This is a genomic window from Chloroflexota bacterium, from assembly GCA_016235055.1.
In the GTDB taxonomy this organism is placed as follows: domain Bacteria; phylum Chloroflexota; class Anaerolineae; order JACRMK01; family JACRMK01; genus JACRMK01.
The window spans coordinates 12,378-26,276 of the sequence record JACRMK010000046.1; the positions used below are offsets into that span (position 1 = coordinate 12,378).

At 67.9% G+C, this 13,899-nt stretch carries 11 protein-coding genes; 6 read left to right on the top strand and 5 right to left on the bottom strand.

Features of this window, described 5'->3' with window-relative positions:
- Positions 1-28 precede the first annotated feature (28 nt).
- The 3 genes from HZB53_10645 to HZB53_10655 are packed head-to-tail and all read left to right on the top strand — an operon-like array spanning position 29 to position 2,146.
- Positions 29-793 carry a 4Fe-4S binding protein gene (locus tag HZB53_10645; GenBank protein ID MBI5878103.1) on the top strand — a complete coding sequence of 255 codons (765 nt, stop codon included), beginning with the start codon at positions 29-31 and terminating at the stop codon, positions 791-793.
- 23 nt (positions 794-816) lie between these two features.
- Complete coding sequence (locus HZB53_10650; protein MBI5878104.1) at positions 817-1,815, top strand: hypothetical protein; 999 nt, start codon at positions 817-819, stop codon at positions 1,813-1,815.
- A gap of 7 nt (positions 1,816-1,822) precedes the next feature.
- Positions 1,823-2,146 carry an XdhC family protein gene (locus tag HZB53_10655; GenBank protein ID MBI5878105.1) on the top strand — a complete coding sequence of 108 codons (324 nt, stop codon included), beginning with the start codon at positions 1,823-1,825 and terminating at the stop codon, positions 2,144-2,146.
- A 156-nt stretch (positions 2,147-2,302) separates the two neighbouring features.
- On the opposite strand, the gene HZB53_10660 is transcribed toward HZB53_10655, so the two are convergent.
- The 5 genes from HZB53_10660 to HZB53_10680 form a co-directional block, all read right to left on the bottom strand.
- Complete coding sequence (locus tag HZB53_10660; protein MBI5878106.1) at positions 2,303-3,292, bottom strand: Gfo/Idh/MocA family oxidoreductase; 990 nt, start codon at positions 3,290-3,292, stop codon at positions 2,303-2,305.
- A gap of 16 nt (positions 3,293-3,308) precedes the next feature.
- Positions 3,309-4,784 (bottom strand): rhamnulokinase, encoded by a 1,476-nt coding sequence (locus tag HZB53_10665; protein MBI5878107.1) that lies wholly within the window; start codon positions 4,782-4,784, stop codon positions 3,309-3,311.
- A gap of 151 nt (positions 4,785-4,935) precedes the next feature.
- Positions 4,936-7,005: a bifunctional rhamnulose-1-phosphate aldolase/short-chain dehydrogenase gene (gene rhaD, locus HZB53_10670; protein ID MBI5878108.1), complete on the bottom strand. Its 2,070-nt coding sequence runs from the start codon at positions 7,003-7,005 to the stop codon at positions 4,936-4,938.
- Between the two features lie 230 nt (positions 7,006-7,235).
- Positions 7,236-8,414, bottom strand: a complete 1,179-nt coding sequence (gene rhaI / locus HZB53_10675) for an L-rhamnose isomerase (protein MBI5878109.1) — start codon at positions 8,412-8,414, stop codon at positions 7,236-7,238.
- A 3-nt stretch (positions 8,415-8,417) separates the two neighbouring features.
- Positions 8,418-8,801, bottom strand: coding sequence for a hypothetical protein (locus tag HZB53_10680; GenBank protein ID MBI5878110.1), 384 nt, complete (start codon positions 8,799-8,801; stop codon positions 8,418-8,420).
- 153 nt (positions 8,802-8,954) lie between these two features.
- Between HZB53_10680 and HZB53_10685 the strand changes: the two genes are divergently transcribed.
- The 3 genes from HZB53_10685 to HZB53_10695 are packed head-to-tail and all read left to right on the top strand — an operon-like array spanning position 8,955 to position 13,842.
- Positions 8,955-10,184, top strand: a complete 1,230-nt coding sequence (locus HZB53_10685) for an MFS transporter (protein ID MBI5878111.1) — start codon at positions 8,955-8,957, stop codon at positions 10,182-10,184.
- Positions 10,185-10,223: 39 nt separating this feature from the next.
- Positions 10,224-11,177 carry a D-2-hydroxyacid dehydrogenase gene (locus tag HZB53_10690; protein ID MBI5878112.1) on the top strand — a complete coding sequence of 318 codons (954 nt, stop codon included), beginning with the start codon at positions 10,224-10,226 and terminating at the stop codon, positions 11,175-11,177.
- Between the two features lie 58 nt (positions 11,178-11,235).
- Complete coding sequence (locus tag HZB53_10695) at positions 11,236-13,842, top strand: amino acid adenylation domain-containing protein (protein MBI5878113.1); 2,607 nt, start codon at positions 11,236-11,238, stop codon at positions 13,840-13,842.
- Positions 13,843-13,899 lie beyond the last annotated feature (57 nt).

Below are 13,899 nucleotides of genomic sequence, written 5' to 3' on the forward strand. Positions count from 1 at the left end.
CTGAAATCCATCACAGGGAGTATTGTCCATGTCATCAAATGAGGGCGCAGACAAGGGCGGGAAACGGGAGCTTTCGCGCCGCGAATTCCTGGCCACGGCGACGGCGAGCGTCGTCGCCGTGGGCGCGCTCGGTGTCAGCGGCGTGGCCTTCATGGCCCCGCCGAGACATCCAATTGACCGCCTCTCAGACGGCGTCATCTTCCCGGATCCCACGTTGTGCATCGGCTGCCTGACCTGCGAAGTGGCCTGCACCGACGCGCACAAGAAGGCCGGCATGTCCGAGTTCTCGCGCATCCGCATCTATAAGGACGCGACGACCAAGGTCGATCCCGAGATCATCAAGAACTACCCGGACCGCGGATCGTTCTTCCAGGGCGTCTGCCTGCAGTGCCCGGATGCGCCGTGCCTGCCGGTCTGCCCGGTCAACGCGCTGCATGTCGAGCCGAAGACCGGCGCGCGCGTGATCGACGAGAAGGCGTGCATCGCCTGCGGGCGCTGCAACGCGTCGTGCCCATTCGATTCGCGCGCTCCCGAGACGCAGGTGGGGGAGAAGAAGGTCGCCGCGCACACCAAGCGCGTGAACTTCGACGACTCGCGCTCGGTATACGTCAAGTGCGACCTGTGCTACTTCCGGCCCGAAGGCCCGGCCTGCATCGAGAAATGCCCGGTCAACATCCGCATCAAGCAGGACATTGTGAAAGTGGAAAAGGGTCGCATGTGCCTGGATCTGCCGAAATCGGATCCCGCGCACTTCGAGAAACTGCGCGCGCAGCAGACGACCAAGAAGGCATAACCCACCCACCGGGAGGATGCTTCGTGAAACGCAAACGCATTCCCGCCGCCGTCAGCGCGGCTCTGTTTGGCCTGACCGTCATGACGGTCAGCATCGCGTATGCCCAGGGCGGCGGCTTCCTGCCCGACCAGTCGGTCCTGTACGACGACGCGGCGACGCTGGCACGCCTGGTGCCCGCCGTACTGGCGATCAGCATGTTAGTCGGCATCTTCTTTGGACGGCGCAGCACCGCGCGCCGGCCGGAACCGGTTGGCGAAACGGTCGTGCGCCACGACGTCGGCGGCGTGATGTCGCACTGGGTCAACACCGTCGGCTTTGTGATTGGCATGATCACCGGCGCGATCGCCCTGCGCTGGATCAGTCGCCCGGATGACATGCGCCTGGTCTGGCAACTGCATTTTGTGGGCTCGGGACTGGTGGTCTTCGCGGTTGGCTCGCATATCGCCGAGAACGTGATCGCGGGCGGCTTCGGCCTGCTGCCGCGCTCGTTCAAGGACGTGCTGCACGGCCTCGGCGAGACACTCGAATATGCCGGCATCTGGGGCCCGGATGGCGCTGTGTTCCACCTCCCCCTGCCGAAGGCCATTCGCCAGCCGCTGGCCGAGACCTTTGAGTCGTTCGGGGTGAATCCGCCCAAGCGCACCGGCAAGTACCTGTCGGCCGAGAAGGTGTTGTCATACACGCCCTGGGCGATCATCGTCGGCGTCATGCTCGTGACCGGCTCGGTCAAGGTTTTCCGCTACATCATGCCGATTGCGCCGGATCTCGTGGCGCAGATGTCCAAATTGCATGACATCTTCACGATCGTGGCGATCGTGATGCTGGGCATCCACCTGTCGGCGCTGTTCCTGGTCCCGCGCCACTGGCCGCTGGTCGTTTCGATGTTCACGACGCGCATCAGCACCAGGTACGTTGAGAAGTACCACTCGCTGTGGCTGAACGACTTGAAGACCGCCGCGCAGCAGGCCGAACCGGCCCAGAGCGCCCAGGCCAAACCGGCCGAGGGCAAGGCGCGGGCGTAGCGCAAGCATGGCGACCGACCGCGAGTTCTTCGCCCAGGTTGTGCAGAGCCTGTCGCGCGGCGAGCCGCTGGTGCTGGCGACGGTCGTCAAGGCCAGCGGGTCGGTGCCGCGCGGCGTCGGTTCGCGCATGCTGGTCTGGCGCAGCGGCGCCATCAGCGGCACGGTCGGCGGTGGCACCATGGAGGAGCGCGTCATCCAGGAATCGCAGGCGGCGCTGGCCGACGGCCGGTCGCGACAGTGCGAGTACCTGTTCGCCAGCGACGCGGAAAACTCGGTCGGCCTCTGCGGCGGGCAGGCGGAAGTCTTCCTGCGGGTGATTATGCCATCCTGACGGCCGCCACTCGTGACGCAACTTTTCTGCCCGGTTCCCCATGCGGGGGGCCGGGCAGTTTTTCTTCCGCCGGCCGCGCGGTTCTCGTTGCGGCGGGTCGGCCGCGGCGCGCGCCACGCGGCATTCGGGGAGCATCGCCCGGTGGGGGCACGACCGCTACAGATTGACCGGCAGCCCGCTCGCCGCCGACTCCATCGCCGCCGCGCCGAGCCGCAGCGTGCGCACGCCCTCGTCGAGCGGGCAGAGCGCAGGGCGGTCGTCGCGAATCGCCGCCAGCAGGTCGAGTGTCTGCGCCATGATGGTGTCGGCGTCCGACGCGATTGTCTCGGCTTCGACCGGCTCACGGTCGGTGTGGTGGATTGTGGCGCGGCTGGCCGATGCGAAGTCGACGGTGAGGCGCGGCAGGACGACACGCCAGTCGGAATCCCAGCGGCCGGGGATCGCCCCGTTGGTCGCCGCGATCGTCGCGATACTGCCGTTCGTGAAGCGGATCGTTGTGGCGCTGGCGTCCTCGACCGTGTAATCCGGCGTGTCGCGGTGGAACAGGTTGTCCTGCATGGAGAAGATCTGCGCCGGCTCGCCGAGGAACAGTCGCGTCAGGTCGAGCAGATGCGTGATCTGCTCGAAGACCTGCCCGCCGCTCCGGTTGCGGTCGCGCCACCACCAGCGGTGCAAAGCGTTGCAGGCGTAGTGCGCGGACATGAACGCCCGCTCGCCGGCGCCCGGCCCTGCGCAGTACTGCGCCAACCAGCGCACCGCCGCGCCGTGGCGAAACTGGAAACCGACCTGCGTCTTGATCCCCGCTGCGCGCGCCCGCTCCGCCATCGCCTCCGCGCCCGTGACCGTGAGCGCCACCGGCTTCTCGATCAGGAAGTGCGCGCCATACCGGCACGCCAGTTCGACCTCGTTCGTGTGCGCGAACGGCGGCAGGCAGATATAGACCAGGTTCAGGTCCATCTCGGCAAACATGCGCGCCGTGTCATCGTACGCCGCGCCGCCCCCGAACTCGTGGCTGTATGCCGCCGCCTTGTCGAGCTTGTGGTCGTAGAATGCGACCAGCGGGGTATCGGGCAGTGCCGCCAATCGCGCCGCATGTTCGCGGCCGTATGAGCCGCATCCGATGATGGCGGTGCGCAGTGGTTTCATAGTCTGATCCCCGTGATTAAATGTGCCCCTGCATCGCCAGCCAGCGCCCGTAGGCGTCGTCCCAGGCGGCGGATGGGCGCGGCTGGTAGGTCTGCGGCGCGAACGAATGGCGCACGAGCTCGCGTCCCTCGCGCAGGGACGCCAGTTTGCCTGCGCTCATCAACTGCACGAGCGCGTTGCCGAGCGCGGTCGCCTCGACCGGCCCGGCGACGACCGGGACCGCGCATGCATCGGCCGTCCACTGGCAGAGCAGGCGGTTCTGCGAGCCGCCGCCGACGATATGAATGACAGACGGCTTGCGCCCGCGCATCTCGGCGATACGCTCCAGCGTCCAGCGGTAGCGTAGCGCGAGGCTCTCCAGCGCGCAGCGCACGACCGCGCCGCGCTCAAGCGGCGCCGGCTGGCCGGACTGCGCGCAGAAGTTGCGGATCGCGGCCGGCATGTTGATCGGGTGCAGGAAGCGCGCATCGTCGGGGTCGATCAGCGAGACGAGCGCGGGCGCGCCGGCGGCCAGCGTCATCAGGTCGTCGTAAGCCAATGTCTCGCCTTCGCTCTGCCAGGCGCGGCGGCAGGCCTGCACCAGCCACAGCCCCATGATGTTCTTCAGGAAGCGGAAGGCGCCGCCCGCGCCGCCCTCGTTGGTAAAGTTGTGCGCGAGGCTCTGCGCTGTGATGATTGGCGCGTCGCACTCGATGCCCATCAGCGACCAGGTGCCCGAACTGATGTATGCGAAGTCGTCTCCTGCGGCGGGTACGGCAGCGACCGCCGAGGCGGTGTCGTGGCAGGCGGGCGCGATGACGCGCAGTCCCAGCAGGCCGTGCTCCGCCGCCAGTTCGGGTGCCAACGGGCCGAGTTCCGTGCCGGGTGGGACGATCTCTGCGAATATGTGCGCGGGGATGCCGAGGCGTTCCATCAAATCACGCGCCCAGCCGCCCGCGCGCGGGTCGTAGCATTGCGTCGTGCTGGCGATGCTGAACTCGGAGACCTTGCGGCTGGTCAGCCAGAAGTTGAACAGGTCGGGGATCATCAGGAGGGTGCGTGCGTTGGCGAGCGCTGCCGACTGCGCGCGCGCCAGCGCCAGCAGTTGGTAGAGCGAGTTGATCTGGATGAACTGCACGCCGGTCTGCGCGAAGATCTCCGCGCGCGGCACGCGCCGGCAGGCTTCCTCGACCATGCCGTCGGTGCGGCGGTCGCGGTAGTGGAACGGGTGGCCGATCAGCGCGTCGTCGGCGTCGAGCAGCGCGAAATCCACGCCCCAGGTGTCGATGCCGATGCTGTGGAGCCCATGCGGCGCGGCCAGCGCCAGCCCGCGTTGAATTTCAACCCACAGGCGCAGGACGTCCCAGTGCAGGCTGTCGCGCACGCGCACGCCGCCGTTGGCGAAGCGGTGCGCTTCAGCGAGGGTGATACGCTCGCCGTCGAAGCGCGCCAGCATCGCGCGGCCGCTTTCCGCGCCGAGGTCGAACGCGAGGGCGTTGTAGGTGCGGCTCATAGTCGCATCTGGTCGCTCTTCATCGGTGTGCTACAGCGCGCCATCTTGCAGCGTCATTGCGAGCCCTCCAAAGAGGGCGAAGCAATCTCTCTTTCGGGCACGACGCAGAGATTGCTTCGTCGCAAACTGCGCTCCTCGCAATGACGGCATACTACCGCACGTACGCGCCGGGGATGCCGCCGTCGACTGTCAATACGGCGCCGGTCGTCTTGGCTGCGCGCGACGAGAGCAAGAAGTATGTCGCCTCGGCGATGTCGTCGGGGTACACATTGACTTTCAGCGTCGAGCGCTTGCGGTAATGTTCCTCGATCTGGTGCGGTTCGACGCCGTACTCCTTTGCGCGCGCCGCGCGCCAGGCGCTGTTCCAGATGCCGGAGCCTTCGATCACGGCGTCGGGGCAGACGCTGTTGACGCGGATGCCGAACGGCCCGCCTTCCTCGGCCAGGCAGCGCGCCAGGTGCAGTTCGGCCGCCTTGGCCGCGCTGTATGCCGCCGCTTTGCGCCCCGGCACAAGCGCGTTCTTCGAGGCAATGAACACGATCTGCCCGCCGCGCCCCTGTGCTTTCAGCACGCGGAACGCCTCGCGCGAGGCGAGGAAGTAGCCGGTGGACAGCACGCCCTGCAGCCGCTCCCACTCGGCCAGCGACACGTCTTCGATGGCGTTGGCCCCGGCGATGCCGGCATTGGCCACCACGATGTCCACACCGCCGTACGTCAGAATCGTTTGCTCGAACGCACCGACCACGTCGGCCTCGCGCGTCACGTCGGTGCGGACGGCCAGCGCGCGTCCGGCGCCGTGCTTCGCCTCGATCGCGCCGGCGACCGCTTGCGCAGCGTCGCCGTTCAGATCGGCGATGACGACGTGCGCGCCTTCCTGCGCCAGCCGCAGGGCGATGGCGCGGCCGATGCCGCCCGCGCCGCCCGTGACGAGCGCGACACGCCCGGACAGTTCGCGCGGCGGCGCCTGCAGGGTCAGCTTGTAGCGCTCCAGCGGCCAGTACTCGACGTCGTAGTCCTCGGCCTCGTTGAGCGGGACGAAGCCGCCGAGCGCCCACAGCCCGCGAATGACCGCCATCGCGCGGTGGAAGATGTCGCCGGCCGTGCGCGCCCAGAAGACGTCCTTGCCGGTCGCGAGCATGCCGACGCGCGGGATCAGGATGATGCGCGGGTTCGGGTCGTCCATCTCGAAGTTGTCGCCGGCCCGCGCATGCTCGCGCGCGTAGTAGGCGCGGTAGCGCTCTTTGTACCGTTCCAGTTCGGTGCGTATCTGCGCGGCCAGCGCCTCCGGCTCGAACGACTGCGGCTCCACCCAGAGCGGCCACGGCTTGGTGTGCACCAGGTGATCGGGGCAGGCGGTGCCGGTCAGCGCGTACTGGCGCGTCTCCTCGGAGCCGGCGAACGCCAGCGTCTCGTCGAGGTCGTCGTACTGAAGGATCATCGGGCGCAGTTCGCTCAGGTAGCCGCGCAGGGTCGGCAGCAGTTTCGCCATCAGCGCGCGCCGCTCGTCGCGCGGCAGCGGGTCAAAGCGCAGCTTGCCGAGCGGGCGCTGGCTGCCGGTCTGCTGCTTGATGTAGTCCTCGGCGCGCTGGATGAACTCCATCGAGTTGCGATAGCACTCCGGCGCGCTCGCGCCCCACGTCACCAGCCCGTGCTTCGCCATGAACACGGCGCGCACCTGCGGCCGTTTCTGCATCGTTTCGGCAATCAGTTTGGAGAGCGGGAAGCCCGGACGGATGTACGGCACCCAGAGCACCTCGTCGCCGAACACCTCGCGCGTCAATCCCTCGCTGTTCGGCGCGCAGCAGAACGTGACGACCGCGTCGGCGTGCACGTGGTCGACGTGCCTCGCGGGCAGGAAGGCGTGCAGCAGCGTCTCAATCGACGCGCGCGGCATGTTCGGGTGCAGGCTGCAGTGCGCGAGGTAGCTCACCATCTCGTCGTCGCTCATCGTCGCGCGTTCCAGCAGCGGCAGGGCGTCGTCCATGCGCACGGCGGCGAAGCCGTTGCGCGTGATCGTGCCGAGGTCGGTGCCGCTGCCTTTGACATACAGCACGTTCACCGCGCGGCCGCGGAAGTCGCGCTCGACCTGCTTCATCGACGTGTTGCCGCCCGCCCAGTTCGAGACCGAGCGGTCGGCGCCCAATCGGTTCGAGCGGTAGGCCAGCAGGCCGAGTTCGTCCAGCCCGGCGATTTCGTTTTCGTTCCAGAGGCTCTGTACCATGCGTTCTCCGGGATGCTAGGCTTTGTGGTTATCGCGCATTGGCGCGAACTATGTCTTTATGCTGTAATGCTGAACGCGCAGGCAAGGCTGTTGGCACGGTAGATCGTATGCGCGCGAAGCATCGAAAGTGCAGCATCTCAGATGCTTCGCGCACGCAACGCGCCGCACGTTGAGGGTCCGACCTGCGTGCTCAGCATGACAAGCTGATACGCGGTTGGTGCGGTGAGCCGTTAACCCGTATACCCGCCGCCGGTCGGCGCCGTGCCGCGCTCGCGCGCGATACGCGCCGCGTAGCCGCTGGCGCGAAACGCGGTGATCGGGTCGGCGGCCGCGCCGATGGCAGTACGCGCGTCGGCCAGCAACGGCCGCACGTCGGTTTCGAACGCGTCGTGCAGGATGCGATTGGCGCCCAGCACGTCGTCCTGTGCCTGCGCCGCAGCCAACGCGTCGCGGTCGACCAGCAATGCCTTGGCGTACGCCGACTGCACGTTCAGCACCGATTGGATCGCCGCCTCGATCTTCGGCTCGACGTTGTGCGACTGGTCGAGCATGTAGGCGATGTCCTGCACGGTCGCCGCGCAGCGCGGGTCGCGGCCCGCGCCGAGGATCTCGTGGAAGATCAGGAACAGCTCGTACGGGTTGACCGAGCCGACCATCAGATCGTCGTCGGCGTACTTGCGGTTGTTGAAGTGGAAGCCGCCCAGCCGCCCCTCGTCGATCAGCAGGGCGACGATCTGCTCGATGTTCGTGCCCTGCGGGTGATGGCCGGTGTCGACCAGTACCTGCGCGCGCGGGCCGAGCTTGCACGCCAGCAGGTGCGCCATGCCCCAGTCGGCGAGGTCGGTGTGGTAGAACGCCGGCTCGAAGAACTTGTACTCGATCAACATGCGCATGCCGTCCGGCATCGCGGCGTACACCTCGGCCAGCGACTCGATCAGGCGCGCCCGCCGCGAGCGCATGTCGTCCTGCCCGGGGTAGTTCGTGCCGTCGGCCAGCCAGAGGCTGAGCGCGCCCGACTCGACCGTGCGCGCGATCTGCACGCACTCCAGCATGTGCGCGACGGCGCGCTTGCGCACGGCCGGGTCGCGATGGCAGACGCTGCCGAAGCGGTACTCGTCGTCCTGGAAGACGTTGGGGTTGACCGCGCCGATGGCGATGCCGCGCTCGCGCGCGTAGGCCCGCACCGGCGTCCAGTCGTCGACGCGATCCCACGGGATGTGGATGGCGACCGTCGGGCACGCGCCGGTCAGACGGTGCACCAGTGCCGCGTCGTCGATCTTCTCGTAGAGCGTGCGCGCTGCGCCCGGCTGCGCGAACACCTTGAAGCGCGTGCCGGAGTTGCCGTAGCCCCACGATGGCGTCTCGATGCGCAGGGCGTGGATCGCCCGGATGATCTCAGCGCGGCTCATGCGTCACTCCTCCACCGGGTAGGCGATCGTCGTCATCAGCGCCATGTTCGGCTGTGTCGTGTCCAGCCGCGAGTGCTGGACGATGACCGGCACGTCGGCGCGCACACGCACCGCATACGGCACATCGCGCGGGAGCACCGCGCCGCCGAGGTGCTCCGGCTTGTCGAGCCGCACATGAAAGGTGCGCTCCGCCTGCACCGTCACGGCGATATTTTTGAGCGGCGCGCGGTCCTCGAAGTAGATGTCGAGCATGATGCGCGCGTCCTGCACGCCGGTATTCAAGATGCAGATCGCTTCATGGCTCTGGTACGCCTTGCCGTCGCCGGGTGGCGTCGCCATGTAGCCGTCCGGGATGAGCCATGTGCGCGCGCCTTCGATCGGGTTCATCGCTTCCTCCTGTGCGGGAGTATAACTGAATCGCGGCCCGGCGCGCAATTGACGACGCGTTGTAGCGCAGTGCTATAATCGGTGCACTGTCACCGCTCAGACGGTGCCGGCGAGGGGAGCGAACGGTCAATGTCAGGTGATGCCGGAACCATCATGCGCGCCGATGCGGCGGCCGACGCGGGCAAATGGCGCGTGCTGGCCGCGCTGGCGGTCGGCGAACTGCTGGCGATGGGCCTCTGGTTCTCAGCCTCGGCGGTGGTGCCGGCGCTCAGCCGCGAGTGGCGGCTCGACGACGACGGGCGCGCCTGGCTGACGAACTCCGTGCAGGTCGGCTTTGTCGCCGGCACGCTGCTATCGGCGCTGCTCAATCTGGCCGACCGTGTGCCGACCAGCCGCCTGTTTGCTGTGAGCGCGCTCGGCGGCGCGCTCGTCAACTTTCTGATTCCAGCGACTGCCGGCGATCTGGGCGCGGCCCTGCCGTGGCGTTTCCTGACCGGCGTCTTCAGCGCAGGCGTCTACCCGGTCGGCATGAAGATCATGACGACCTGGTGCAAGCAGGACCGCGGTCTCTGTATCGGCCTGCTGGTCGGCGCGCTGACGCTCGGCTCGGCCAGCCCGCACTTGATCAACGTGCTTGGCGGCGTGACCGACTGGCGGCCGGTGCTGTTCGCGTCGTCTGCGCTCGCCGCGCTCGGCGGCACGCTCGTGTTCCTGTTCGTGCGTGAAGGCCCGCAGCGCACCGCCACGCCGCCGTTCAACTGGAAGTTCGCCGTGCAGGCGTGGCAGTCGCGCGGCGTGCGGCTGGCGAATTTAGGTTACTTCGGGCATATGTGGGAATTGTACGCGATGTGGACGTGGCTGCCGCTGTTCCTCGCGTCGGGCTTCGCGGCGATGAATCTGCCGGATGCGCCGCGCTGGGCATCGCTGGTCGCGTTCGCGGCGATCGGCACCGGCGCGCTGGGGAGCTATGGCGCAGGGCTGTGGGCCGACCGCTGGGGCCGCACGCGCGTGACGATCGTCAGCCTGATCGTCAGCGGCGCATGCGCGGCGCTGTCAGGTGTGGCGTTCGCCTCGTCGCCGCTCGTGCTCTCCGCGCTGGCGATCGTGTGGGGCGTCGCCGTGATCGCCGACAGCGCGCAGTACTCCGCGAGCATCAGCGAGCTGTCGGCGCGCGAGTACACCGGCACCGCGCTCACCTTGCAGACCGGGCTCGGCTTCCTGCTGACGCTCGTATCGATCCGGCTGATTCCGGTGCTGGTCAGTTGGATCGGCTGGCAGTGGGCGTTTGCGGCGCTGGCGGTGGGACCGGCGCTCGGCGTGTGGGCGATGGTCGCCCTGATGCGCTCGCCCGACGCGGCGCGATTGGCCGGCGGGCGCGGGTGACAACGGACGGGCAATACAACGGGAGAGGGGTTTGAATCGATGAAAGCGATTGTCTTTGCCGACTTGTTGCCGGTGCTGGCGCCGAAAATCGCTGCCGTGGCGCCGGACATGCAGTGGGTGCCGATCCCGGCCAGCGGCGCGCTGCCGCCGGAAGCGGCCGGCGCGGATATCTTCTACTACAACTACGCGTTCCCGCGTGACATCGTCGCCTCGGTCATTCGCAGCGTGCCGGGTCTGCGCTGGATTCACGCGATCAACGCGGGGGTGGATCACCTGCTCTGTCCCGAACTTGTGGCGAGCGATATCCTGTTCACGAACTCGGTCGGCGCGCACGCGGTCTCGATCTCCGAGAGCGTGATCGGCATGCTGCTGTTCACCGTCAAACGCTTCGGCGGACACTGGGACGCGCAGAAAGAGCACCGCTGGGGACGCGTGCCGAAGGACGAACTGCACGCCAGGACGCTCGGCATCATTGGCCTCGGGCATGTCGGCCTGGAACTGGCGCGCCTGGCGAAGGCGTTCGAGATGCGCGTGCTGGCGACGCGCCGGACGCCGCAGCCCGCGCCGAACGTGGACGCCGTCTGGGGGTCGGACAGCCTGCCGCGCCTGCTCGCCGAGTCGGACTTCGTCGTCATGTGCGCCGCGCTGACGCCGGAGACGCGTGGCATGATGGGCGAGCGCGAACTGCGGCAGATGAAGCCGAGCGCGTACTTCGTCAACATCGCGCGCGGCGCGCTGGTGGACGAGAACGCGTTGGTGCGCGCGCTGCGCGAAGGCTGGATTGCCGGCGCGTGCCTCGACGCGTTCGTGCACGAGCCGCTGCCGCCGGAGCACCCGTTCTGGACCCTGCCGAACTGCTTCGTGACGCCGCACAGCTCGGCCAACACGCCGCAACTGACAGCGCGCGCGCTCGACATTTTCGTCGAGAACGTGCGGCGCTACCGCGCAGGCGAGCCGCTGCTGAACGTGGTCGACAAGCGGCGCGGGTATTGAGCGCAGTCTCTGGCCCGGCGCGTTCGGCCAGATCATGCCCTACTTCACACTGGTGTCTATGTCTGGTATTTCATTCACGCCCGGCGATGTCTCTTATCCGTCCGCAGCGGCCCTGTTCGAGCAGGTGGTTGCGCGCCAAACGGAAGCCGCAGCCATCGAGAGCGCCGAGCGCTCGTTCACTTACGATGATCTCAACCGCGCGGCCAACCGCATTGCGCGCGCCATCGTGGCGGGCTGCGGCAGCGACGAGGAGCCCGTCCTGCTGCTGTTTGGCAAGAATGCACTGGTGGCCGCCGCCATGCTTGGAATCCTCAAGGCAGGCAAGTTCTACGTTCCGCTGGATGCCGCCGACCCGGCGGCGCGCCTGCGCCTGATCGCGCAGGACGCCGGCGCCCGACTGGTGCTGACCGACACAGAGCACGAAGTGCAGGCGCGCGCGCTGGCCGGCGAAGCTGCCATCTTCAACGTGGATACTATCGACCCGGGCGCAGACGACCGCAATCTGGATCTCGACATCGCCTCGTCGCGGATGGCCTACGTTACCTACACTTCCGGCTCGACGGGGGCGCCCAAAGGCATCCAGCACAACCAGCACACACTCGTCAAGACAGCGCTCGTGCGCGAACAGCTGGGCTTCAGCACGGCGACCGACCGCACGGCCCTGCTTTACTCGTTGAGCGTAGTGCAGAGCACGCAGTATCTATTCGCTGCCTTGTTGAACGGAGGCGCGGCCTGCGTGTACGACCTGCAGGCCCAGGGGCTGGCCGGGCTGGCCGAGTGGATGCGCCGCAATCGAATTACCGCCTTCATCTCGACGCCGACGGTCTATCGCCACTTCGTCGCTACGCTGGACGGCCGCGCCGACATGCCGCACTTGCGCCTGATCAGCCTGGCCGGTGAGCCGGTGCTGGCGCACGATGTGGCCCTGTACCAGCGATGCTTCGAAGCTCCGTGCCGCCTGCGCATTTCCTACGGTTCGACCGAGGCGCCCGTCAGCGCCGAGTGGGTGGCCGATCAGCGCACGCGCCTCGCACAGCCGCACGCGCCGGGCGGCTACGCGTGGGGTGGTTCGCGCATCTTTATCCGGGACGCGCAAGGCCGCCCGCTGCCGCCTGGCGAAGTCGGCGAGATCGTCGTGCAGAGTGACTTGCTCTCGACCGGCTACTGGCAACGGCCCGAGCTGACCGCGCAGTCGTTCCTACCGGACCCTGCCGGCGGGGAGCGCCGCTTGTTCCGCACGGGCGACCTGGGCACGTTGTCGCCGGACGGACTGCTGGAGTTTTATGGCCGCAAGGATAACCAGGTCAAGGTACGCGGTCATCGCGTCGAGCCGGCCGAGATCGAGGACGCCCTGTTTGCGCTGGATGGTGTGCGGCAGGCGGCTGTTCTGCCGCAGGCAGCCCCCGGCGGCGAGACGCGCCTGATCGCCTATCTGGTCAGCGACGGCGCACTACCCGATGCCGCCGTGCTGCGGGCGCGACTGGCCGCGCGCCTGCCGGCGCACATGCTGCCGGCCGTCTTTGTGCGCCTGCTGTCGATGCCGGTCAACGAAGCCGGCAAGGTGGACCGGCGCGCGCTGCCACCGGCTCCGGAACTCGAACGCTCGACGGCGGACCCGGCCGACGAGGAGATCGGCCGCATGCTGGCGATCTGGCGCGAAGTGTTCGGCGCACCCGTCGGCCTCGACGATCACTTCGTCGAACTGGGCGGCCACTCGCTGATCGCGGCGCGCATCGTCGTGCGCGTGTCCGCGGAGTTCGGCACGCCCGTCGATGTGACCGCACTGGCGCAGGCGCCGACGGCCGCGCAACTTGCGCGATGGATGCGCAGTCCCACGCCGGCTGCGTCACACCACACGGTGCTGGCGCTTTTGCGCGCCGGCGGGCAGCGGCCGCCGTTCTTCTGCGTGCACGGCTTCGTTGGCGGCGTGCTGGATTACGGCCCCCTGGCGCGCCATCTGGATGCGGACCAGCCGTTCTACGCCCTGCAGTCGCCGGCATTTGACGGGCAGACGCCGCCGCAAGATAATCTGGTGGCGATGGCGACTGAGTATGCGAGCGCGATCCGGGCTGTTCAGCCGCGCGGCCCGTACCGCCTGGGCGGTTACTGCTTTGGAGGCGTCGTCGCGTTTGAAATGGCGCAGCAACTGCGCGCGCAGGGCGAATCCGTCGCGCTGCTGGCGATGATCGAGGGCTACACGCCCCGCGCGGCGATGACGCCTCGGCACTGGACGAACTCGCAGCACCTGGCGGCATTTGCCGCCAACCTGCCGTATTGGTGGCGCGATGTCACCCGGCCGGGCGCACGCGCGGCCGTCGGGCGCATCGTGCAGCGCCGGCGGCATGCCGGCGGTAGCGCCAGCCGTGTCATCGACGACGCCCTGCAGGGCGTCGAGGTGCCCGACACACTGGTTCACATTATGCAGGCGCATGTGGACGCGATGCGCTGCTACAAGCCGGGAAGTTACGACGGCACCATTACACTTTTTCGCGTGCGCGGCCAGTCGCTGTGGCGCGCGCACGACCCGACGATGGGCTGGGGGGGCGTGGCGGCCAGCGTGCGCATACGCACGATCGCGGGCACGCATAATACGGTGCTTGCGGAGCCCGATGTGCGGTCGCTGGCGGCAAGCCTGTCTGCGGCGCTGGACGACGGCAGCGCATAGCCCGATCAGCCGCGCCTGGCAGAGGAAAACAAAGATCAACACAACGGCGTTAACCGC

What these genes read in the sequence shown, in the direction of transcription:
- rhaD (MBI5878108.1), bottom strand. Translation starts at nt 7,005, where the DNA reads ATGGTACAGAGCCTCTGGAACGAAAACGAAATCGCCGGGCTGGACGAA.
- HZB53_10665 (MBI5878107.1), bottom strand. Translation starts at nt 4,784, where the DNA reads ATGAGCCGCACCTACAACGCCCTCGCGTTCGACCTCGGCGCGGAAAGC.
- HZB53_10655 (MBI5878105.1), top strand. Translation starts at nt 1,823, where the DNA reads ATGGCGACCGACCGCGAGTTCTTCGCCCAGGTTGTGCAGAGCCTGTCG.
- HZB53_10645 (MBI5878103.1), top strand. Translation starts at nt 29, where the DNA reads ATGTCATCAAATGAGGGCGCAGACAAGGGCGGGAAACGGGAGCTTTCG.
- HZB53_10680 (MBI5878110.1), bottom strand. Translation starts at nt 8,801, where the DNA reads ATGAACCCGATCGAAGGCGCGCGCACATGGCTCATCCCGGACGGCTAC.
- HZB53_10695 (MBI5878113.1), top strand. Translation starts at nt 11,236, where the DNA reads ATGTCTGGTATTTCATTCACGCCCGGCGATGTCTCTTATCCGTCCGCA.
- HZB53_10685 (MBI5878111.1), top strand. Translation starts at nt 8,955, where the DNA reads ATGCGCGCCGATGCGGCGGCCGACGCGGGCAAATGGCGCGTGCTGGCC.
- HZB53_10660 (MBI5878106.1), bottom strand. Translation starts at nt 3,292, where the DNA reads ATGAAACCACTGCGCACCGCCATCATCGGATGCGGCTCATACGGCCGC.
- HZB53_10690 (MBI5878112.1), top strand. Translation starts at nt 10,224, where the DNA reads ATGAAAGCGATTGTCTTTGCCGACTTGTTGCCGGTGCTGGCGCCGAAA.
- rhaI (MBI5878109.1), bottom strand. Translation starts at nt 8,414, where the DNA reads ATGAGCCGCGCTGAGATCATCCGGGCGATCCACGCCCTGCGCATCGAG.